The 22574-nt window shown below is 67.7% G+C and carries 16 protein-coding genes; 10 read left to right on the top strand and 6 right to left on the bottom strand.

Going from position 1 to position 22574, the window contains the following annotated elements; all coding sequences use genetic code 11:
• Positions 1-497: 497 nt before the first annotated feature.
• The 5 genes from FBZ88_RS00795 to FBZ88_RS00775 all read left to right on the top strand — a co-directional run bounded on the left by FBZ88_RS00795 (position 498) and on the right by FBZ88_RS00775 (position 10209).
• Positions 498-2693 (top strand): TonB-dependent receptor, encoded by a 2196-nt coding sequence (locus FBZ88_RS00795; RefSeq protein WP_145614966.1) that lies wholly within the window; start codon positions 498-500, stop codon positions 2691-2693.
• Between the two features lie 110 nt (positions 2694-2803).
• A complete protein-coding gene (locus FBZ88_RS00790; protein ID WP_186464130.1) occupies positions 2804-4798 on the top strand; it encodes a glycoside hydrolase family 3 protein in 1995 nt (664 codons plus the stop codon).
• Positions 4799-4839: 41 nt separating this feature from the next.
• Positions 4840-7077, top strand: coding sequence for a beta-glucosidase (locus FBZ88_RS00785; protein WP_246138434.1), 2238 nt, complete (start codon positions 4840-4842; stop codon positions 7075-7077).
• Between the two features lie 78 nt (positions 7078-7155).
• Positions 7156-8751: a carboxylesterase/lipase family protein gene (locus FBZ88_RS00780; protein ID WP_246138433.1), complete on the top strand. Its 1596-nt coding sequence runs from the start codon at positions 7156-7158 to the stop codon at positions 8749-8751.
• 135 nt (positions 8752-8886) lie between these two features.
• Positions 8887-10209, top strand: coding sequence for a sugar MFS transporter (locus FBZ88_RS00775; protein ID WP_211102465.1), 1323 nt, complete (start codon positions 8887-8889; stop codon positions 10207-10209).
• A 63-nt stretch (positions 10210-10272) separates the two neighbouring features.
• On the opposite strand, the gene FBZ88_RS00770 is transcribed toward FBZ88_RS00775, so the two are convergent.
• Both FBZ88_RS00770 and ruvX read right to left on the bottom strand, forming a co-directional pair.
• Complete coding sequence (locus tag FBZ88_RS00770) at positions 10273-11199, bottom strand: AEC family transporter (RefSeq protein WP_145614964.1); 927 nt, start codon at positions 11197-11199, stop codon at positions 10273-10275.
• A gap of 6 nt (positions 11200-11205) precedes the next feature.
• The gene (gene ruvX, locus FBZ88_RS00765) at positions 11206-11784 is read right to left on the bottom strand and encodes a Holliday junction resolvase RuvX (RefSeq protein ID WP_145614963.1); all 579 of its coding nucleotides are present in this window, start codon (positions 11782-11784) and stop codon (positions 11206-11208) included.
• A 101-nt stretch (positions 11785-11885) separates the two neighbouring features.
• Between ruvX and gatC the strand changes: the two genes are divergently transcribed.
• Both gatC and gatA read left to right on the top strand, forming a co-directional pair.
• Complete coding sequence (gene gatC, locus FBZ88_RS00760) at positions 11886-12173, top strand: Asp-tRNA(Asn)/Glu-tRNA(Gln) amidotransferase subunit GatC (protein WP_145614962.1); 288 nt, start codon at positions 11886-11888, stop codon at positions 12171-12173.
• Complete coding sequence (gene gatA, locus FBZ88_RS00755; protein ID WP_145614961.1) at positions 12173-13657, top strand: Asp-tRNA(Asn)/Glu-tRNA(Gln) amidotransferase subunit GatA; 1485 nt, start codon at positions 12173-12175, stop codon at positions 13655-13657. Before gatC ends, gatA begins: the two co-directional genes overlap by 1 nt.
• A 68-nt stretch (positions 13658-13725) precedes the next feature.
• On the opposite strand, the gene FBZ88_RS00750 is transcribed toward gatA, so the two are convergent.
• The 4 genes from FBZ88_RS00750 to FBZ88_RS00735 all read right to left on the bottom strand — a co-directional run bounded on the left by FBZ88_RS00750 (position 13726) and on the right by FBZ88_RS00735 (position 15984).
• The gene (locus FBZ88_RS00750) at positions 13726-14577 is read right to left on the bottom strand and encodes an aspartyl protease family protein (RefSeq protein WP_145614960.1); all 852 of its coding nucleotides are present in this window, start codon (positions 14575-14577) and stop codon (positions 13726-13728) included.
• Positions 14578-14620: 43 nt separating this feature from the next.
• Complete coding sequence (locus FBZ88_RS00745) at positions 14621-15397, bottom strand: ribonuclease T2 family protein (protein ID WP_186464129.1); 777 nt, start codon at positions 15395-15397, stop codon at positions 14621-14623.
• 147 nt (positions 15398-15544) lie between these two features.
• Positions 15545-15730, bottom strand: a complete 186-nt coding sequence (locus tag FBZ88_RS00740; protein WP_145614958.1) for a hypothetical protein — start codon at positions 15728-15730, stop codon at positions 15545-15547.
• A complete protein-coding gene (locus FBZ88_RS00735) occupies positions 15727-15984 on the bottom strand; it encodes a hypothetical protein (RefSeq protein ID WP_145614957.1) in 258 nt (85 codons plus the stop codon). The genes FBZ88_RS00740 and FBZ88_RS00735 overlap by 4 nt, the downstream gene beginning before the upstream one ends.
• Before the next feature lie 634 nt (positions 15985-16618).
• Between FBZ88_RS00735 and FBZ88_RS00730 the strand changes: the two genes are divergently transcribed.
• The 3 genes from FBZ88_RS00730 to FBZ88_RS00720 are packed head-to-tail and all read left to right on the top strand — an operon-like array spanning position 16619 to position 22531.
• Entirely contained in the window at positions 16619-17875 is a 1257-nt protein-coding gene (locus tag FBZ88_RS00730; protein ID WP_145614956.1) for an efflux RND transporter periplasmic adaptor subunit, read from the top strand.
• Between the two features lie 4 nt (positions 17876-17879).
• On the top strand, positions 17880-21053 hold the full coding sequence (locus FBZ88_RS00725) for an efflux RND transporter permease subunit (protein ID WP_145614955.1): 3174 nt from the start codon (positions 17880-17882) through the stop codon (positions 21051-21053).
• Positions 21050-22531: an efflux transporter outer membrane subunit gene (locus FBZ88_RS00720; protein ID WP_145614954.1), complete on the top strand. Its 1482-nt coding sequence runs from the start codon at positions 21050-21052 to the stop codon at positions 22529-22531. Before FBZ88_RS00725 ends, FBZ88_RS00720 begins: the two co-directional genes overlap by 4 nt.
• Positions 22532-22574: the final 43 nt, after the last annotated feature.

The raw sequence follows: 22574 nt of genomic DNA, 5'->3' as shown, positions 1-22574 counted from the left end.
CCTTGCAGCCGGTTTTTGAGAAACCCTCTTGCGTGGGGTTGTTCTGGATGATAACAAAATAGGGCCAACGAGGCCTCCTTATTTTTTCGACACCGGGGACAGCGCTGTCATTCAGCCCTTGGATCGAAGGACAACAACAAGGCGGGGCCCAACAAACGGGAGAGACGATCATGCGTGACGCTTGCGCGTTCCAGGACCGGGCCATCCGGTAAGCCGGCCGCCCTTTTAAAAAACATCATCGGATATGAGCCATCGCGCCCCATGGGGCGGCGGTGAACGGCGGGGCCTTGCCCTGAGCCGCCACCCCGCGCCACCGACAACGCGATGAAAGCCTGCCGGCTTGGGCACCCGCTTGGGTGCGGCCTGGCCCTTGGATGACAAGGGCCGGGCAGGCATCGCTCATCCTCAAGGCGGGTCCTAAAGAGGCTCGGCACAGAAGCCGGGGCCCGTCTTCACGACGACAAGAACAAAGAAGCAGAATGGGAGTATTGGGAGAGATGCGTACCCACACCCTGCTGGCCGCCACCGCGCTGGCCAGCCTGATCGCCACCCCCGGCCTGGCCCAGACCGCCGCCCCACAAAACGCCCCCCAGGGCGCCCAGGCCGCGTCCCAGCAGCTGGAGGACATCGTCGTCACCGCCGAGCGGCGGCAGGAAACGACACAGAAGACACCCATCGCCATCACCGCCTTTTCCGGCGACACCCTGCAGCAGCGCGGCGTTTCCAGCTCCACCGACCTGAACAACATGGTTCCCGGCCTGGCCGTGGGCAACAACGGCAGCGGGTCCGTCCAGATCGCCATCCGCGGCATCGGCAGCACCAACGACACCGAGGTGGGCGACCCCGCCGTGGCCTTCAACGTCGACGGCGTCTATATGGCCCGGTCCCGTGCGGCCATTGGCGCGCTCTATGATATCGACCGTATCGAGGTGCTGCGCGGTCCCCAGGGCACGCTGTACGGCCGCAACGCCACGGCGGGCAGCATCAACGTCATCACCAAGCGCCCCAGCGACAAGTTCGAGGGGAACGCGTCGCTGGACTACGGCAACTACAACAACCTGCAGACCTCCGGCATGCTGAACGTGCCGCTGACCGACACGCTGGCCGTGCGCGCCGCTTTCCAGACCAGCCGGCACGACGGCTACACCAACAACGGCCGCTCCAGCAATTTCAATGACGAGGATACGCAGGCCGGCCGCCTGCAGGTCCAGCTGACGCCCAGCGAGACGTTCAAGGCCCTGCTGTCGGTGGACATCTTCCATGAGGGCGGCGTGGGCTACGCCTCCGCCCCCATCGGCCAATACGCCAAGTTCGCCTCGCCCTATACCTATCCAGTGTCGGCGGACGGCAGCCTGAACCACACCAACAAGGGTGTGTCGCTGACCACGGACTGGGATTTGGGCTTCGCCACCCTGACCTATGTCGGCGCCTACCGCACGGACACCGACCACACCCATGGCGGTTCCACGCAGAGTTCCACCTGCGCCGCCCCCTCCGGCGCGCTTTGCGCCTCCACCATCTTCCGGTCCGATGAAGACCAGATGTCGCACGAACTGCGCCTTGCCAACAGCGACGGGCCGCTGAAGTGGGTGACGGGCCTCTATTACTTCAAGGAAAACAACGACGTCCTGTTCGCGCTGGACCCCATCGCCGGCATCACCTCGCTGGCCTTCGTCCAGCCGGTGGTGACGGAGGAGTCCAAGGCCGCCTTCGCCCAGGCGACCTACAGCCTCACCGACAGTCTGCGGGTGACGGGCGGCCTGCGCTACACCGAGGACAACAAGGCCCGCACCGGCGCCACCGAGGCCTTCGGCCACATTGTCGGCAACACCTATGTCGGCGGCTCCCCCCTCTACCTCAACGACGCGGACCTGACCTGGCATTCCACCAACTGGAAGGTGGGTGCGGAGTACGATCTGGCGCCGGACAGCATGCTCTACGCCTCCATCGGCACGGGCTACAAGGCCGGCGGCTATGGCGACGGCCAGCCGCCCAACAACAACCCCTACCAGCCGGAAAAGCTGACCGCCTATGAGGTCGGCGTGAAGAACCAGTTCATGGACAAGAAGCTGCAGCTGAACCTGACCGGCTTCTACTACGACTATCAGGACTTCCAGGTCAGTGCCATCGGCCAGGTGGCGGGCCAGGCGTCCACCGTCACGGTCAACGCCGGCACGGCCGAGGTCTACGGCGTGGAGGTGGAAGGGGCGGCCCTGCTGACCCAGAGCGACCGCGTGGACGGCAGCGTCTCCTACATCCACGCCCGCTACACTGATTTCGTCCTGGCCACGGGCGACGTCTTCCACCCCAACAGCGCCGCCGTCTACACCGGCAACACGCTGGCCAAGTCGCCCGAATGGACCATCAACCTGGGCTACCAGCACATGTGGGATCTGGCGTCCGGCGCCATGATCACGGCCCGCGTCGACAGCGTCTATGTCGGCGATCAGAACCTGGACTACCGCAACTTCGCCGTCACAGAGCAGAAGGCCTACACCAAGACCAACCTGTCGCTGGCCTATGACGACGCCGACCGGCGCTGGCGGGTCATGGCCTATGTCCGCAACCTGGAGAACAACGCCGTGCTGGTCGTGGCCAACCCCGACACCAACGGGTCGGGCAACCGCCTGGCCGGCAGCGGTGCCTACGCCCCACCCCGCACCTATGGCGTGAGGGTGTCCGCCAACTTCTAACCCGCTTCCTCCGAGGCCTGTCGCCTCACTTCCCCTGGGCGTGCCGCAGGAATTTCCTTCCCCGGCGGCACGCCTCTTTTTTCCATTTCGCCTTACGGGATGAAAAGCCCATGCCTTCGCAGCACCGCCGCCTGACCGCCTTGGTGACCTTGAGCCTGCTGCTGGCCGCCCCCGCGCTAGGGGGGGGACCGGCTGGCGGACCGCCACAGCCGGTGCTGGGCGGCCGGGTAAAGCCGCTGCTGACGGTGGATGGCCTGTCTTTCCGCGACCTGAACGGTAACGGCACGCTGGACCCTTACGAGGACTGGCGCCTGCCGGTCGACGCCCGCGTGGCCGACCTGCTGGGCCGCATGACGGTGGCGGAGAAGGCCGGCACCCTGCTGCACGGCACGGTTCCGCCGAAAGGTGGCTTCACCTTCGCCACCATGCGCGGGCCCTACGATTTCCCGTTGGCCACCCACATGATCCGGGACTTCGGCATCACCACCCTGATCACCCGCCAGGCGACGCCGCCCCAGCAGTTGGCGGAGCAGGACAACCGCCTGCAGGCGGTGGCGGAGGGTGGACGCCTGGGTATCCCCCTGACGCTCAGCACCGACCCGCGCAACCACTTCCAGGTCACGGCCGGCGCCAGCCAGTTGTCCGCCGGCTTCTCGCAATGGCCGGAGACGCTGGGCCTGGGCGCCATCGGCGACCCCGCCCTGGTGCGCCGCTTCGCCGACATCGCGCGCCAGGAATACCGGGCGGTGGGTATCCACCAGACCCTGTCGCCCCAGGCCGACGTGGCGACGGAGCCGCGCTGGTCCCGCATCAACGGCACCTTCGGCGAGGATCCCGTCTTGGACGGCCGCCTGGTCCAGGCCTATGTCGAGGGTTTCCAGGGCGGTGACGACGGCCCCGGTGTCAGCGGCGTCTCGGCGGTGGTCAAGCACTGGGTGGGCTATGGCGCGGCGGCGGAGGGCTTCGACAGCCACAACAGCTATGGCCGCTATTCCCTGGTGCGGCCGGCCCACTTCGACCTGCACGTCCTGCCCTTCAAGGGCGCCTTTGCCGCCCATGTCGCTGGGGTGATGCCCACCTATTCCGTCCTGAAGGAGATGGTGGTGGACGGAAAGCCGGTGGAGCAGGTGGGGGCGGGCTTCAATCATTGGCTCCTGACCGACCTGCTGCGCGGCACCTATGGCTTCCAGGGCATCATCCTATCCGACTGGGCCATCGCCAATGACTGCAACGCGGTGTGCCGCAATGGCTTCCCCGCCGGTGAGCGGCCCACCTTCAAGGACTTCTCCACCGCCTGGGGCGTGGAGGACCTCTCCACCCCCGCGCGCTTCGCCAAGGGGCTGGAGGCGGGGCTGGACCAGTTCGGCGGCGTGGACGATCCCGCGCCCCTGCTGGCGGCCGTGAAGCAGGGCCTGGTGACCGAGGCGCGGCTGGACCAGTCGGTGCGCCGCATCCTGGCCCTGAAGTTCCAGCAAGGCCTGTTCGAAAACCCCTACGTCGATGCCGCCGCCGCCGCCAAGGTGGTGGGCACGCCGCAGTTCCTGGCCGAGGGGCTGGCGGCGCAATCCCGCTCCATGGTTTTGCTGGAGGCGGGCAAGAGTCCGGTGGTGCTCAAGGGCCGCAAGGTCTACCTGCGCGGCGTGTCGGCGGAGGCCGCCAAGGCCGCCGGCCTGACGGTGGTGGACGATCCCAAACAGGCGGAGGTCGCCGTTCTGCGCCTGTCCGCCCCTTTCCAGACCCTGCACCCCAACTACACCTTCGGCAGCCTGCAGCATGAGGGCGACTTGGGGTTCCATGATGGAAACGCGGACTATGAGGCGCTGAAGGCCGTGGCCGCCGCCAAGGTGCCGGCGGTGGTCAGCGTCTATCTCGACCGCCCGGCCATTCTGACCAACATCCGCGACAAGGCCGCCCGCCTGTACGTTGATTTCGGCGTCAGCGATCGGGCCTTCCTGGACGTGGTCACCGGCAAGGTGGCGGCGCAGGGGCACCTGCCGTTCGAGGTGCCGCGCAGCATGGCGGCGGTGGCGGCCCAGGCGTCGGACGTGCCGCACGACAGCAAGGACCCGCTGTACCCCATGGGTGCCGGCCTACGCCTGCCGTGACCCCTTCTTTCAAAAGAAACAACTGGATGGAAACGCACCCCATGACCGATCGCATGCGCCGCCTGCTGCTGGGCACGGCCCTGTCGCTCTCGCTCGCCGCTCCGTTGGCCACCACCGCCCTGGCCGCCGAGGTGGCGCGGCCGTGGATGGACACCAAGCTGTCGCCGGACCAGCGCGCCGACCTGTTGAACAAGGAACTGACGCTGGATGAGCGTATCGGCCTGGTCCATGGGCCCATGGCCATGCCCTTCCTGGGCGCCAAGCTGCCGGAAGGCGCCATCGGATCCGCCGGTTACATCCCCGGCGTGCCGCGCCTGGGCATCCCGGCCTTGCAGGAGAGCGACGCCAGCCTGGGTGTCGCCAACCCCATGAACGTGCGGCCGGGCGACCCATCCACGGCCCTGCCATCCGGCCTGTCGCTCGCGTCCACCTGGAACCCTGAGACCGCTTACAAGGGCGGCGCCATGATCGGCAAGGAGGCGCACGCCAAGGGCCTGAACGTCCTGCTGGCCGGCGGCGTCAACCTGGCGCGCGACCCGCGCAACGGCCGCAACTTCGAATATCTGGGTGAGGATCCCTTGCTGGCCGGCACCCTGGGCGGTGAATCCATCCGGGGCATCCAGGACCAGAACGTCGTTTCCACCATCAAGCACTTCGCGGTCAACGACCAGGAAACCCAGCGCATGACCATCGATGTGAAGATCGGCGAGGCGGCGGCGCGCGAAAGCGATCTGCTGGCTTTCCAGATCGCCATCGAGAAGGGCAAGCCCGGCTCCGTCATGTGCGCCTACAACAAGGTCAACGGCGCCTACGCCTGCGACAATCCCTTCCTGTTGAACAAGGTGCTGAAGACCGACTGGGCCTATCCCGGCTGGGTCATGTCCGACTGGGGTGCGGTGCATGGCGTCGAGGCGGCTGTGAACGGCCTGGACCAGGAATCGGGGGAGCAGATCGACGCGCTGCTGGCGCCAGGGGGGGCTGGCAAGGTCTGGTTCAATGAGCCGCTGAAGGCCGCCATCCAGGACAAGACGGTCCCGGCCGAGCGCCTGTCCGACATGACCCGGCGCATCCTGCGCTCCATGTTCGCGGCCGGCCTCTTCGACAACCCGGCGGCCAAGGCGTCCATCGATTTCGATGCCCACGCCCAGGTGACCAAGGCGGCCGGGACCGAAGGCATCGTCCTGCTGAAGAACAAGGGCGATGTGCTGCCCCTGGCCACGAAAGGCAAGACCATCACCGTCATCGGCGGTTTCGCCAACGCCGGCGTGCTGTCGGGCGGCGGGTCGTCGCAGGTGGTGTCGGACGGGGGCCCGGGCGCCAGCATTCCCCTGGGCGGCGACGGCATGATGGGCCCCTTCCGCACCGTGGTCTATCACGCGTCCTCGCCCCTGAAGGCCATCCGCGCCAAGGCGGGGGAGAAGGCGGTGCGCTTCAACGACGGTTCCTATCCGGCTGAGGCGGCGGCCGTGGCCAAGACCACGAACGTGGCCATCGTCTTCGCCACCCAGTGGATGAGCGAGGGCGCCGACGCGCCGGACCTCAGCCTGCCCAACGGCCAGGATGCCCTGATCGCCGCCGTGGCCGCGGCCAACCCCAATACCATCGTGGTGCTGGAGACGGGCGGGCCGGTGCACATGCCCTGGCTGGACAAGGTGGCCGGCGTGGTGGAGGCCTGGTATCCCGGCAGCCGCGGCGGTGAGGCCATCGCCGACATCCTGTTCGGTGACGCCAACCCCTCCGGCCGCCTGCCCATCACTTTCCCGGCGGACGACAGCCAGTTGCTGCACAAGGACATCCCCGGCGCCGACAAGCCGGAGTTCAGCCCGGCGGAGATCACCTATACGGAGGGCGCTGACATCGGCTATCGCCGTTACGCCAAGACGGGGGCCAAGCCCCTGTTCCCCTTCGGCTACGGCCTTAGCTACAGCCACTTCAGCTATGGCGACGTGAAGGTGACGGGCGGCGACACCCTGACCGTCAGCTTCGAGGTCACCAACACCGGCAAGCGTCCCGGCCAGGACGTGCCCCAGGTCTATCTGACCAACGCCGCCGGTACCAAGACCCAGCGCCTGATCGGTTGGTCCAAGGTGGCCCTGGCCCCGGGAGAGAAGAAGCGTGTGACCGTCACCGCCGACACCCGACTGCTGGGCAGCTTCGATGAGGCCGCGCACGCCTGGCAGGTCAAGGCTGGCGAGTACCAGGTTGCCGTGGGGGCCTCGGCCACCGACCTGGATCTCAAGGGCGGGGCGGCCGTCAAGGCCTCCACCCGCCAGCCATAAGCCTTTTTGGAACTTGGATCGCTACCGGTTCCGGCCAAGCTGCGACCGGTGGCGATGATCCTGACAAGGGGAAATGCGATGTCCAAGATGATGAAGCGGATCGCGGTCGCGGCGCTGCTGCTGACCGCTGCCCGGCCGGCGCTCGCGGCGGAAGCGCCGGTGGTGCAGGTGGAACAGGGCCGGGTCTCCGGCGTGGTCAGCGGCGATGTGGCGGCGTTCAAGGGCATCCCCTTCGCCGCCCCGCCGGTGGGCCCCTTGCGCTGGCGCCCGCCGCAGCCGGCCGCCGCCTGGGCCGGCGTACGCTCCGGTGCCGAATATGGCGCCGACTGCATGCAGAAACCGCTGCCGGGCGATGCGGCCCCCCTGGGTGTGGCCCCGGCGGAGGATTGCCTATACCTGAACGTCTGGGCCCCCGCCGACACCGTCAAGCCGGGTGCCAAGCGGCCGGTGATGGTGTGGATTTACGGGGGCGGCTTCGTGAACGGCGGCAGTTCCCCCGCCGTCTATGACGGGTCGAACTTCGCCCGTGACGGCGTGGTGCTGGTCAGCTTCAACTACCGCGTCGGCCGCTTCGGCTTCTTCGCCCATCCCGCCCTGGTGGCGGAGGCGGGGCAGGGCCCTGTGGGCAACTATGGCTATCTCGACCAGCTGGCGGCCCTACGGTGGGTGAAGCGCAACATCACCGCCTTCGGCGGCGATCCCGACAATGTCACCATCTTCGGGGAATCCGCAGGCGGCATCTCCGTTCACACCCTGCTGACCTCGCCCATGGCCAAGGGTCTGTTCAACCGGGGCATCGTCCAGTCGGGCGCCGGACGCGAGCGCATCCTCCCTACGCCGCCCCTGCATGCGGACGGTGACGCGCCGTCGGCGGAAAAATCGGGCCTGGCCTATGCCGCCCAGCACGGCATCACCGACACGGGCGCCGCCGGCCTGGCGGCCCTGCGCGCCCTGCCGGCGGAGGCGGTGGTGGACGGCCTGAACATGGCGACCATGAACGTGCCGACCTATTCCGGACCCATGGTGGATGGCGCCGTCGTCCGCTATTCGGCGCCGGTGACAGCCTATGCGGCGGGCGCGGGCGCCGACGTGCCGGTGATGGTGGGCGCTACCGGGGCCGACGGCTTCTTCTTCGGCGGTTCGCTGGACGATGTGCTGGCGCCCTTCGGTGCCGACAAGGACAGGGCGTTGGCCCTGTTCGATCCCGATGGGTCACGCGACGTGAAGCTGATCGGCCACCGTGTGGCGGGCGCCTTCATGTTCATCGAGCCGGCGCGCGAGACCGCCCGCCTGCTGTCGGCCCACAAATCACCCGTCTACCTGTTCCGCTATTCCTATGTGGCGGAGAGCATGCGCAAGGAATGGTGGGGCACGCCGCACGCGACGGAAATCCCCTTCGTCTTCGATACGGTGAAGGCCCGCTATGGCGACGCGCTGACGGCGGCGGACGCGGCGGCCGCCAAGGCGGCGCACGCTTACTGGGTGGCCTTCGCCAAGACGGGCAAGCCGGAGCCCCAGGGATTGCCGGCCTGGACGCCCTTCAAGGCAGGCCAGGATGAGCGCCTGATGGACTTCGGCACCAAGGGGCCGGTGCTGGAGGTCGACCCGATGAAGGACCGCCTGGACCTGGCGCAGAAGGTGGCGGAGCAGCGGACCAAAGCGGCGTCGAACTAAACATGCTGCGTTGCGGAAAATTTCATTTCGCAACGCAATAAAATACGAATGTGTCGTAATAGCCATTGAACCCGGGCCCGGCGGATGTCAAACCCCTCGGGCCCGGACTTATCATACCGACTGGACGAACGATCGATGTCGACCGCATCCGCCCACAATAAATCCATGACGTCGCTGGCCCCGATCGTCGTCATGCTGTTCTTCGCCTGGGGCTTCGCCACGTCCATCGTGGACGCCGTGATCCCCAAGCTGAAGGAACAGTTCTCGCTGAACTACACCGAGGCGATGCTGGTGCAGTTCGCCTTCTTCCTGGCCTACTTCGTCGTGTCGGTCCCGGCGGGCGCCCTGCTGGCGCGCCTGGGCTACCTGCGCGGCATCGTCGCCGGCCTCAGCATCATGACCCTGGGCTGCCTGCTGTTCGTGCCGGCCTCCAGCATGGGCCTGTTCGCCGCCTTCCTGCTGGCATTGTTCGTCATGGCCGGCGGTATTACCGTGCTGCAGGTGGCGGCCAACCCGCTGATGTCGCTGCTGGGCCGGCCGGAAACGGCGTCCAGCCGCCTGAACTTGGCCCAGGCGTTCAATTCCTTCGGCACCACCATCGGCCCCATCCTCGGTTCCGTCTTCATCCTGTCCAAGGCGGCGGATGGGGATGCCAGCGCGCGCGGTGTGCATGTGCCTTTCCTGATGATCGCAGCCCTGCTGGTGGTCCTGGCCGTGCTGTTCTGGTTCCTGCGGGGCCGTGAGGGGGCCGCCACCGACCAGCAGTCGGGCAGCGGCCTCAGCCTGCGGGTGCTGCGCCACAGCCAGCTGGCCCTGGGTGTGGTTTCCATCTTCGTCTACGTCGGGGCGGAGGTGTCCATCGGCAGCGCCATGGTCAACTACCTGATCCTCGACCGCACGCGGGACGCGGCGTCCGAACTGGGCACCTGGTTCGCCGGCGTGATCCACCTGCACGACGTGCTGAACACCCCGGAGTCCAAGGCCGCCGTGCTGGTCAGCCTGTACTGGGGCGGCGCCATGTTTGGCCGCTTCATCGGCTCTGTCGTTTTGCGCTTCGCCCGGCCCGGCATCGTGCTGATGGTGTGCTCGCTGGCCGCCGCCCTGCTGGTCAGCCTGTCCATGGCCAGCAGCGGTACGTTGGCCATGGCCACCATCCTGTCGGTGGGCCTGTGCAACTCCATCATGTTCCCCACCATCTTCACCATCGCCATCGATGGGCTGGAGGAAGAGACGCCCCAGGGTGCCGGCATGCTGTGCCTGGCCATCTTCGGCGGCGCCGTAGTGCCCATGATCACGGGCAAGGTCGCCGACCTGACCAGCCTGGTGCTGGCCTTCATCGTGCCGGTGGCCTGCTACCTGATGATCGCCGGCTACGGCCTGCTGACCGGCCTGCATCTGCTGTCGGGCAAGCCCGCCGCCAAGACCGGCGGCGCCCCCCGCGCGGTGTCCATGCACTGACGCGTGTTGGCCTTTTGACGTGATGATCGGCGGCGTGGGGCACCCTGCGCCGCCGACGTCGTTTCAGGCGGTCAAGAGGGCCAGCACGACCGGCAGGGTGACGGCCGCCGCCAGGGTCTGGACGGTAATGATGCCGGCCATCAGCGGGGCGTCGCCGCCCATCTGCCGGGCCAGGACATAGGCGCTGACCGACGTGGGCAGGGCGTTGTACAGCACCACGGCGACGAAGGCGTTGCCCTGGACGCCCAGCACCTTGGCCAGCAGCGCCGTGATGACAGGCAGGACGGCCAAACGGGCCACGCTGCTGATGGCCACCGCCACCTTTGCCCCCCGGATGGCGGAAAAGCCCAGGCCGGCGCCCACGGCCAGCAACCCTAGGGGCAGGCTGGCTTGACCCAAAACCGCCATCACCGGCGATACCACGGGGATCTGGCGGATGCCGGCCAGGTTCAGGGCGGCGCCCACGATGACAGAGCAGACCAGCGGGTTGCTCAGGATCTGCCACAGGGTGCGCAGGGGATGGCGTTTCATGCCGGCCGGCATGTCGCCGTGGCGCTGCATCACCAGGATGCTGAGGATGTTCACCGTGGGCATGCAGAACAGCACGCCGATGGCCATCAGGGCCGTGCCATGGGGGCCCAGCAGCGCGGCGCCCAGGGCCATGGCCACATAGGTGTTGACCCGCACCGCCCCCTGGAAGACCGAGGTGTAGGCCGGATCGCTGCCCGACAGGCGCCGGTAGGTCAACTGCAGGCCGGCGCTCAGCAGCAGGATACCGCCCACCAGGGCGCCGCCCATGGCCCAGATGTCCATGCCCGACAGATCGGTCTTGGCGGTGCCGTCGATCAGCAGCGCGGGGAAGAGCAGGTAATAGATCAGCCGCTCGGCCGCACCCCAGAAGGCGGCGTCGATCAGCTTGAAATGCCGCAACCCGAAGCCGATCGCGATCAGCAGGAAGGTGGGGGCCAACGCCGTCAGGACCTGCAGCATGCCTGGTCAGTCGTCCCGGTCGCGATCTTCTTCATCGTGTCTTCCGTCCAGGCCCGCCGCGTCACCCTCCGCTTCGTCACGGGCGGCCAGGGCGGCGCGCGCGGCCTCGGCCGCCATGAAGTCCAGGGCGCCCTGAAGGATGTAGGCCGCGGCCATGCGGTCGACCACCTCGTCCCGGCGTTTCCGGGTCATGTCCCATTCGATCATCATGCGGCTGACGGCCGAGGTGGACAGGCGTTCGTCCCAGAAGGCGATCTCGGGCACTTGGCCGCCCAGCAGCTGGGGCTGTTCGATCAGGTTCTGGGCGAAGCTGCGGGCGGATTGGGCGGCCGGGCCGTCGCTGCCGTCCATGTTGCGGGGCAGGCCGATGACGAAGCCGGCGACGTTACGGCCGCGCAACTCCCTGGCCAGATCCTGCACGTCGGTCGTGAACTTGCGCCGCATGATGGTGCCGACCGGCGAGGCCACGGTCAGGCCGGGATCGGAGATCGCCATGCCTATGGTCTTGGACCCCAGATCCAGGCCCATCAGCCGCCCGCCGGGGGGCAGCTGGGCCTTGAGGTCCCTGATGTTGCGGATCGCCATACCGGGTGTTACCTTCCGCGCCGCCCGGGGGCCGGCGGCATACGACACGCCGCCTGTCATCGCCCCCGTGGCTCCTTATTCCGAAGGAGAGACTTAGCACCATGTCCCTCGACAAGGCCACCGTGGCGAAGATCGCGCATCTCGCCCGCATCAAGGTCCCGGACTCCGATCTGGAGCAGCTGGCCGGCGAACTCAACACCATCATGCATTGGGTGGAGATGTTGGGCGAGGTGGACACCCAAAACGTGGAACCGATGACCAGCGTGGTCGCCGCCAACCTGCGCTGGCGCCCCGACGCCGTGACCGACGGCGGTTATCCGGAAAAGGTGGTCGCCAACGCCACCGATGCCACCGAGAATTTCTTTTCCGTGCCCAAGGTTGTCGAGTGATGACGAAGCTGACCCACCTGACCATGGCCGACGCCTTGGCCGGCCTGGCCGCCAAGGAGTTCACCGCCGTCGAGCTGACCCAGGCGCACCTGGACGCCATGGCGGCGACCAAGGAACTGAACGCCTACATCATCGAGACGCCGGACGTGGCGCTGAAGCAGGCGGCGGACGCCGACGCCCGCTACGCCAAGGGCGAGCAGCGGACCCTGGACGGCCTGCCCCTGGGCATCAAGGACCTGTTCTGCACCGAGGGCGTGCAGACCACGGCCGCCAGCCACATCCTGGACGGCTTCGTCCCGCCGTATGAGAGCACGGTCACCACCCAGCTGTTCCGCGACGGCGCCGTCATGCTGGGCAAGCTGAACCTGGACGAATTCGCCATGGGTTCGGCCAACATCACCAGCCACTACGGCCCGGTGATCAGCCCGTGGTCGCCCAAGGACGCGGCAGGCAATTTCACCCGCAAGCTGGTGCCCGGCGGGTCCTCGGGTGGCTCGGCCGCCGCCGTGGCCGCCCGCCTGGCGTTGGGCGCCACCGGTACCGACACCGGCGGTTCCATCCGCCAGCCGGCCAGCTTCGTCGGCATCGTCGGTATCAAGCCGACCTATGGCCGCTGCTCGCGCTGGGGCATCGTCGCCTTCGCCTCGTCCCTGGACCAGGCCGGCCCCATGACCCGCACGGTGAAGGACGCGGCGCTCATGCTGCGCTCCATGGCCGGTTACGACCCCAAGGACAGCACCTCCATCGATGTGCCGGTGCCGGACTACGCCGCCGCACTGACCGGCGACATCCGCGGCCTGCGCGTGGGCATTCCCAAGGAATACCGCGTCGACGGCATGCCGGCGGAGATCGAGAAGCTGTGGCAGCAGGGCATCGAATGGCTGAAGGCCGCCGGCGCCACGCCGGTGGAGATCAGCCTGCCGCACACCAAGTACGCCCTGCCGGCCTACTACATCGTGGCCCCGGCCGAGGCCTCCTCCAACCTGGCCCGCTATGACGGCGTGCGCTTCGGCCTGCGCGTCGAGGGCAAGGACCTGAAGGAGATGTACGAGAACACCCGTGCCGAGGGCTTCGGCGCCGAGGTGAAGCGCCGCATTATGATCGGCACCTACGTGCTGTCGGCCGGCTACTACGACGCCTATTACCTGAAGGCGCAGAAGGTGCGGGCCCGCATCGCCGAGGACTTCACCAAGGCGTACGAGCTGTGCGACGTCATCCTGACGCCCACCGCCCCGTCGGCCGCCTTCGGCATCGGCGAGAAGATGGACGATCCCATCGCCATGTACCTGAACGACGTCTTCACCGTTCCGGCCAACCTGGCGGGCCTGCCCGGCCTGTCGGTGCCGGCCGGCCTGAGCGGCGAGGGCCTGCCCCTGGGTCTGCAGGTGCTGGGCCGTCCGTTTGATGAGGCCACCGTGCTGAAGGTCGGCCACGTCATCGAACAGGCCGCCGGCCCGCAGCCCCTGCCGCCGCTGGTGTCGTAAGGGCCGTTCCGATTCCGGAATGAAAAAGGCGGCGTCCTCGCGGGCGCCGCCTTTTTGTTGCGGTGGCGCTACTGGGTGCGGGATGGCGACGTTCCGACGATCCATACCTTGGCGCTTGGATAGTCGATCGTCAGCCTGGTGCGATACAGGAAGTCCAGCCCCAAGATGCCCTCGACCGTCGATCCTGTCGCCGAACTGATGGCGGAGAGGCGGTCGGAAATGCTGAGATTCCTCAGGTCGTAACTTACGGGACCAAGGGTGACGCGCGCGTCGCCACGCCGGACCGCCACCGACCCGCCTGCGCCGCCGAGGACACCGTTCCCCGTGGCGACAACTCCGGCGCGCTCCGCCGCCTCCGGGGACAGGGTCGTTACAGTGGCCCCGGTGTCGATTTCAAAGGTGAAGGGACCGGTGCCGTTCACCGTCGCCTGGACCAGGATCAGGGGCTTCTTTAGGCCGAGGCTGAATGACAAGGCATCGGCATCCCGCCCCATCGCCGCCGCGAAGTCGATCTGGTGTGCGACATAGTCGATGGAGAAACGATAGTTGCGAAGGAACTGATAGCCGACGATACCATCGATGGGGGTGCCGACCTGCCGCGTCATGGCGTCGATCATAGGCAGAACCGCGACCTTGGCATGTTCCAGCTTGACGGGGCCGATCGAGAAGGCGGGCAACTCCCCTTCCCGGTAAGTTTGCGGTCCGCCGCCGATAGCTGTCGAGCTATCTGGCGTAACGTCGCCCGACAGCGGAAGGTGCAGTCTCTGGGCCCGGGATACGCTCAGGAATATAGGGAAGGGGGCGGTCGCGCCGGTGTCGACGACAATCCGCCCTTTTTCCGCCTGTTCACCAAGTTGTCCCTCGACAACGATCAGTGGCGCCTGCTGGGACGCATAATCGAAGGGTATCGCGCCCGACATAGGCTCACCTGTCCATCATCAGCCTGTCATGGATAAAGAGTGATCACTTGAACCCCGCCACCTTCAGCGCCTCATCCGGGTTGCCCTTGTCGCAGCGGCCGGCCTGGTCGGCGGGGCTGTCGGTCAGGTGGGCGGCGTCCAGGGCGGTGGTGCCGTCGTCGGTCGCCTTCAGGGTGAAGGTGATCTGGGTGAGGAAGGCGGCCTTGCCCGTGCCCAGCACGGCGGACTGGCGCGCGGCTTCGCCGAAGTCGGCGGCCAGGGCGTCGCAGAGGGCCTTGCGCGTCACGCTCTTGCCCGTGGCCTCGGCCAGCAGGGTACCGGCCTTGGCAGCCCCCAGCGTCTTCACCATGGCGCCGGCCTGGGCATAGTACTGGTCGGCGGACAGGCCGCTGCAATAGCCGTGCTTCTGCCACTCATGCAGGGTGAGGCCGGAGGCGATGCCCGGCATGACCTCCGCCAATGTGCCCTGCACTGCCGGCGATAGGGGCGGCAACACGCGATCCTTCCAGGTGGGGTCGTTGTCCTTGGCGGAGAGGGAGCACGCGCTGCTCCACTGCGGCCACAGGCCGTGTAGGGTCAGGTGGGTGGCGCCGAAGCTGGTGGCGCGGTCGCCGGCGGCGCATTCCGGATGGCCATCGCCGTGCAGGTAGCAGAACTCCGGCTCCCAGCTCAGCACGAACATGTAGGTGTGGTGGCCCGGCGTCTGCTTGTCGCCGGGAACCGATGCGCCCCCAGCGGCATCGGCGGCCAGGGCGGTGCCGCTGGCCAGGCAGGCAGCCGTGAACAAGGCCGTGGCGGTGTTCCGAAGATCCTTGCGCATCGCGTGCATCTCTCCATCCGGTTTGCCCTTATGGAGTGTGGGAACGCGCGGTCGCCGTCAAGGAGAAAGAGGTCCAAAAGGGGAACAAAAGGAATAGGCCTGGCGACGGTGGCCAGGCCTATTCGGCTTCGTCGGCACCTTAAGGCGTCAGGGCGTCCTGCGGAACAGGCCCGCCAGGAACTGCAGCAGGAACAGGAAGACGCCGATGCCGACGATGATGCGCAGCACCTCGGCCAGAACGGGCGGCAGCAGGGTCACGGCCAAATCCACCAGCATGATGATCAGCAGCAGGCTGAGGATGGCATAGAGGATGTTGCGAAGGGGTGCGTTCATGGCGTGATCTCTCTCGACAGGGAACCGGCATGGGGGCCGTTTCCAGGCTTGGTCAACTGTATGCCGTGCAGGCGGGCATGGCGGACGGCGGCCGCCAGCACCTGACCGACGAAGGCCAGGAACACCAGGCCCACCAGCAGCGGCGGCAGCGCGCCGATGACAGGGGGCAGCACCTGCATGGCCAGGTCCGTCAGGGGAACCAACAACAGAAGAACGACGGTGATCGACAAAAGGTTGCGCAAGGCGTTCAGCACGGGCGACCTCCAGACATTCCTCGATGGCCCCCAGCGGCGCATCTCACGATCCATTCGGAAGGACCCATCGGGCCTTTCCCTGGTAACAAATCGGGAAATAGCGGGGCCGGTTGCCGTGGCAACTGGCAGGCGGGCCAAAGCGCTAAGGGCCGTGCCGGAATGCCTATCCACCCACCAGGCGGGTCGAGGATGGGAATATCCGGCCCGCCGGACGGCATGACCAAAGGCGGCGAACGGAGAGGCGGGACGGTGCCCTCGGCCGTTCGGCCTATGGCCTGCGTCAAATGGCCCGCCCAGCCGTAGGGCGTCGTTTCACCCCTCCGCTGGCCGTCCGGGAAGTCCGTCGGCGGGCCGGCTGTACGGGGCATTCCAAGGAAAACAAGCGTTCCACCCTCGGCGCGCGCGATGCGGCGTAATCAAATCGACACAGCGATGAGGCGCTAACCATAAAATTTCGGAATGCCTTCAATAAATCCGGCGGCACCTGCGCTGAAATGGCCCATTGCCCCGTTCCTGCAAAGGTGCGATCCCGCGTTTCCTTGATTTTTGCGGTGCACCGTGCGGATGCGTCATCGCGACGCGCCTGTTTAGGCTTTCCGCCGTTTGCCCGCGACTGTGGCGTGGAGTGCTTAAGGTGCCTTCTTTCCGCTTTCTTCCCGGTCCCGGTCCCGGTCGCGGGCTGCAGTGGCTGGGTGCCGCCTTGCTGGCGGCTGCGGTCGTGGGGATGATCGTGATCCGGGAAAGCGATGCGCCGCCTCCTCCGTCGGCCCAGCCGGAGGCCGCCCCCGGCACCTTCCAGGTTACGCCGGGCCAGTGGGCGACGCTGGGCATGGAAACCGTGGCCCCACACCCCTTCCAAACCCATATCGACACCGATGGCCGGGTGACCGCCAATGACGAGGCGACAACGCCGGTCTATTCCCCCGTTTCCGGTCAGGTGGGCACCGTGACCGCCCGCGTGGGCGATCATGTGGCCAAGGACGCCGTGCTCATGACCGTCGATGCTACCGACATGGCGCAGGGGCGCAGCGACCTGGCGGCCGCCGCATCGGCCGCCGCCGCCGCCGATGCCCAGCTGCGCCAGGCCCGCGTGACGGAACAGCGCCAGCGTGACCTGTACCAGGCCGATGGCGGCGCCCTGAAGGATTGGCAGCAGGCCCAGGTGGACCTGGTGACGGCGGAAACGGCCGCACGCACGGCGCAGGCGGCCCTGGCCGCCGTGCGCGACCGGCTGCGCGTGCTGGGCCGCACCCCGCAGGAGATCGCGGCCCTGACACGGGAGGGCGCCGCCTTGGCGCCGACGCCGGTGCGCGCACCCGTCGCCGGTACGGTGCTGCAGCGCCAGGTTTCCCCGGGCCAGTACGTCAACGGGGCGGCCAGCGGCGGCACCATGGCCTTCAGCCTGGCCGACCTTTCCACCGTCTGGCTGCTGGCCAATGTGCGCGAGGCCGACGCCCCGGCCGTGGCTGTGGGGCAGGAGGTCGAGGTGCGCGTGCCCGCCTATCCGACACGGGTGTTCCGGGGGCGGGTGACGGCGGTGCCCCCGGCCATCGACCCCGCCACCCGGCGCCTGGCGGTGCGCGTCACCCTGGACAACGCCGACGGCGCCCTGAAGCCGGAGATGATGGCGACCGTGCGCCTGTTTACCGACCCTGGTGCCTCCAGCCCTGCCAACCCCGCATTGGCCGTGCCGGAACGGGCGGTGATCCATGAGGGCGAGGTGTCGCGCGTCTGGGTGGCCGACGCTGCCCACCACGCCCTGGCGCTGCGGTCCGTCATGCTGGGGCGGCAGCAGGACGGGCTGGTGGAGGTGTTGGACGGCCTGAAGGCGGGGGACAGCGTGGTGACCAAGGGCGCGCTGTTCATCGACCGCGCGGCGCAGGGCGACTGAGATCATGAACAAGGTCGTCATTTTCGCGCTGCGCCAGCGCGTCCTGATGCTGGCGGCGCTGGCCGCCCTGCTGGTGGTGGGCGTGGGCGCCTTCCTGCGCCTGAACATCGAGGCCTATCCCGATCCGGTCCCGCCCATGGTGGAGATCGTGACCCAGAACAGCGGCCAGTCGGCCGAGGAGATCGAACGCTACATCACCGTGCCCATCGAGGTGCAGATGGCCGGCATCCCCCATGTCACGGCCATCCGCTCCGTCTCGCTGTTCGGACTGTCGGACATCAAGATCCAGTTCACCTACGACTTCACCTATGACGAGGCGGTGCAGCGGGTGATCAACCAGCTGTCGCAGCTGTCCAACCTGCCGTCGGGTGTGCAGCCGGCCATTTCGCCGGAAAGCCCCATCGGCGAGATCCTGCGCTATCAGGTGGTGGGGCCGCCGGGCTATTCCGTCACCGATCTCAAGACCCTGCAGGATTGGGTGCTGCAGCGCCGATTCAAGGCCGTGCCCGGCGTCATCGACGTGTCCGGCTGGGGCGGCAAGACCAAGGCGTATGAGGTGACGGTGGATCAGCGCAAGCTGACCGCCTACGGCCTGACCATCCCCGGCGTGCTGCAGTCCCTGAACAACGCCAACATCAATGTCGGCGGCCAGACGGTGAACATCGGCGACCAGGCCATGGTGGTGCGCGGCGTGGGCCAAATCCATTCCCTGGACGACATCCGGGGCACCATACTGGCGGCCAACAACGGCACGCCGGTGCTGGTGGGTGACGTCGCCACCGTCACCGTGGGCAACCAGCCGCGCCTGGGCATCGCCGGCCGCGACGGCCAGGACGACATCGTCCAGGGCATCGTGCTGATGCGCCGGGGGGCGGAGAGCAAACCCACCATCCTGGCCGCCAAGGCGGAGATGGAGAAGATCAACACGTCCGGCATCCTGCCGCCGGGCGTATACCTCAAGACCATCTACGACCGGTCGGACCTGATCGACCTGACCACCCACACCGTGCTGCACAACATGGTCATGGGTATCATCCTGATCTTCTTCGTGCAGTGGCTGTTCCTGGGCGATCTGCGCAGTGCCGTCATCGTGGCGGCCACGGTGCCCTTCGCCCTGTTCTTCGCCATCCTGATCATGACCCTGCGCGGGGAGTCGGCCAACCTGCTGTCCGTCGGCGCCATCGACTTCGGCCTGATCGTGGACGCCACCGTCATCATGGTGGAGAACATCTTCCGCCACCTGGCGCAGCCGCCCAAGGAGCGGTTCGCCAAATCCTCCATCATGCACAGCGTGCGGCAGGAGGTGATCCTGCGCGGTCGGTTCGGCGTCATCGCCAACTCCGCCGTCGAGGTCAACCGCGCCATCTTCTTCTCCGCCGCCATCATCATCGCCGGCTTCGTGCCGCTGTTCACCCTGTCGGGGGTGGAGGGGCATATCTTCGGCCCCATGGCCAAGACCTACGCCTACGCCATCGCCGGCGGCCTGATCGCCACCTTCACCATCTCCCCCGCCTTGAGCGCCATCCTGCTGCCCGAGCAGGTGCGGGAGCATGACACGGTGGTGGTGCGCGTGCTGCACCGCCTCTATCCGCCCCTGTTGCGCCTGGCCTTGGCCAACAGGCGCCTGGTGCTGGCCGTGGCCGGCGCGCTGATGGTGCTGGCCATCGTCTGCACCCGCTTCATGGGCATGGAATTTCTGCCGCACCTGGAGGAGGGCAACCTCTGGATCCGCGCCAATCTGCCGCTGTCCATCTCGCTGGAGGCGGGGACCGAGGCGGTGGACGGCATCCGCCGCATCATCAAGGATTATCCGGAGGTGGAGACCGTCATCTCCCAGCATGGGCGCCCCGACGACGGCACCGACGCCACCGGCTTCTTCAACGCCGAGTTCTTCGTGCCGCTGAAGCCCTTCGACAGCTGGCCCAAGGGCTGGGACAAGGAACGCCTGACCCGCGACATCGAGGCGAAGCTGACCGAGCGCTTCCCCGGCATCGAGTTCAACTTCTCCCAATACATCGAGGACAATGTGGAGGAGGCGGCCAGCGGCGTTAAGGGCGAGAACTCGGTCAAGCTGTTCGGCAACGACCTTGAAACGCTGGAAAAGACCGCCAACCGCATCAAGCAGGTGATGTCCACCGTGCCGGGTGTCACCGACCTGGGCGTGTTCAAGTCGCTGGGCCAGCCCACGATCAAGATCACGGTGGACCGGGCCAAGGCCGCCCGTTACGGCCTATCGACGGGCGACGTCAACGCCGTTGTCCAGGCCGCCATTGGCGGGCAGGCGGCCGGCAACCTGTATGAAGACGGCAGCGACCGCAACTTCCCCATCATGGTGCGCCTGTCGCCAGAGGATCGCGGCAGCCTGGACGCCATCCGCCACATCACCGTGGGGACGACCGCGCTGGGCACGGGAACGGCACCCATCCCCCTGGCCGACGTGGCCGACATCCGCATGGTCTCCGGCGCGTCCTTCATCTATCGCGAGGGGCAGGGGCGCTACATCCCCATCAAGTTCAGCGTGCGCGGACGCGACCTGGGCAGCGCCGTGCTGGAGGCGCAGCAGAAGGTGGCGGAGCAGGTGCAGCTGCCTGGCGGCTATCGCCTGGAATGGGTGGGGGAGTTCGGCAACCTTCAGGACGCGGTGCGCCGCCTGGCGGTAGCCGTCCCGGTCAGCCTGGCGCTGATCTGCGTGCTGCTGTACCTCAACTTCGCCTCCATGACCGACACGCTGCTGGCGGCCAGCGTCATGCCCATGGCGCTGATCGGCGGCATCTTCATCCTGGCTGCCACCGGCACGCCCTTCTCCATCTCCGCCGCCATCGGCTTCATCGGCCTGTTCGGCATCTCGGTGATGGAGGGCATCATCGTCATCTCCTACTTCAACCAGCTGGTCCATGCGGGGATGGAACGGGCGGCGGCGCTGGTGAAGGCGGCGGAGACGCGCCTGCGTCCAGTCATGATGACCTGCATCGCCGCCTGCGTCGGCCTGCTGCCGGCGGCCCTGTCGCACGGCATCGGGTCCCAGGTGCAGCGGCCGCTGGCCATGGTGGTGGTGGGCGGCATCCTGCTGGCGCCCATCCTGATCCTGGTGGTGCTGCCGGTGCTGATCAGCCTGTTCTCCAGCCGCACCGCGCTGCCTGTGCAAGATGGCCCGGTCCAGGTGGGGGAGGCTGAATGATGCGCCGCGTTCTTCCCTTCATCCCCGCCCTGCTGCTCGCGGCCTGCGCCGTCGGTCCGGATTACCAGGCGCCGGCCGCCCCGCCCAAGACGGCGCTGGCCCCGCCGCCCAAATTGCCGGACCAGGGCCTGCTCGCCGGCCGCGACATTCCGGCCGACTGGTGGGCGCTGTTCAAGTCGCCGGCCCTGGACGGCCTGGTGCGTGAGGCCATGACCCACAACGCCGACGTCGCGGCGGCGCAGGCGGCCCTGCGCGTGGCGCGGGAAAACGCCTACGCCAACGCCGGCTCCTTCCTGCCCGCCATCGACGCCAGTTTCCAGGCCACGCGGCAGAAGGACCCGACCGGTACCGTGGCGCCCACGGCGGCCAACAACGCGCCGCAGCTGAACCTGTTCACCCCGCAGCTGTCGGTGTCCTACAGCCCGGATCTGTGGGGTGGCACCCGGCGGGGGCAGGAGGCGCTGGAGGCCACCACCGAGGGCCAGCGCTTCCAGGTGGAGGCGACCTACCTGACCCTGACGTCCAACGTGGTGGTGGCGGCGGTGACGGAGGCCAGCCTGCGCGGCCAGATCGACGCCACCCGGTCCATCATCGCCGACGCCGGCAAGGCCCTGGCCATCCTGCGACGCCAGCGGGACCTGGGCCAGGTCTCGGCCGCCGACGTGGCGGCGGGGGAGACGGCGCTGGCGCAAGCCGAGCAGACGCTGCCGCCATTGGAAAAGCAGCTGGAACAGCAGCGCCATCAGCTGAACGCCCTGCTGGGCCGCATGCCGGCCGACCCGACGCCGGAGACCTTCCAACTCAGCGACCTGGCCCTGCCGGCGGAGCTGCCCTACAGCCTGCCGGCCCGGCTGGTGGAACAGCGGCCCGACATCCGCCTGGCCGCCGCCAACCTGCATGTCGCCAGCGCCAATGTCGGCGTGGCCGTGGCCAACCGCCTGCCCAACCTGACGCTCAGCGGGGCGGCGGGGTCCAGCGCCTCGGCGTTGAACAGCCTGTTCACCGCCGGTAACGGCTTCTGGAACTTAGGCGCCAGCCTGACCCAGCCGGTGTTCGAAGGCTTCAGCCTTGCGCATAAGGAAAAAGCAGCGCGGGCGGCCCTGGATCAGGCGGCGGCGCAATACCGCTCCACTGTGGTCCTGGCTTTTCAGAACGTGGCCGATACCCTGTCGGCGCTGAAAAGCGACGGCGACGCCCTGGCGGCGGCACAGCGGGCGGATGCTGCGGCTGCCCATGCCCTGGACCTCGCCCGGCGGCAGCTGGCCCTAGGGGCGGTGGCGCCCCCGGCCGTGCTGGCGGCCCAGCAGGCGGCGGCGCAGGCTCGCCTGGCCTTGGTGCAGGCCCAGGCGGCCCGTCTGATGGACACGGCCGCCCTGTTCCAGGCCTTGGGTGGGGGCTGGTGGAACGTGCCGCCGGCGGAGGAGGGGGGCGAGCCCGGCCACGCAGCGCCGCCCGATGGGGGCTTCATTACCCGATAACCTTTCGGAGGTTCATTCGGTTAACCATCCGGAAACCCATTCC

It is taken from the genome of Nitrospirillum bahiense, from assembly GCF_007828025.1.
GTDB classification, from domain to species: Bacteria; Pseudomonadota; Alphaproteobacteria; order Azospirillales; family Azospirillaceae; genus Nitrospirillum; species Nitrospirillum amazonense.
Note: the sequence above shows the minus strand (reverse complement) of the source record. Positions and strands in the feature narration are given on the sequence as shown.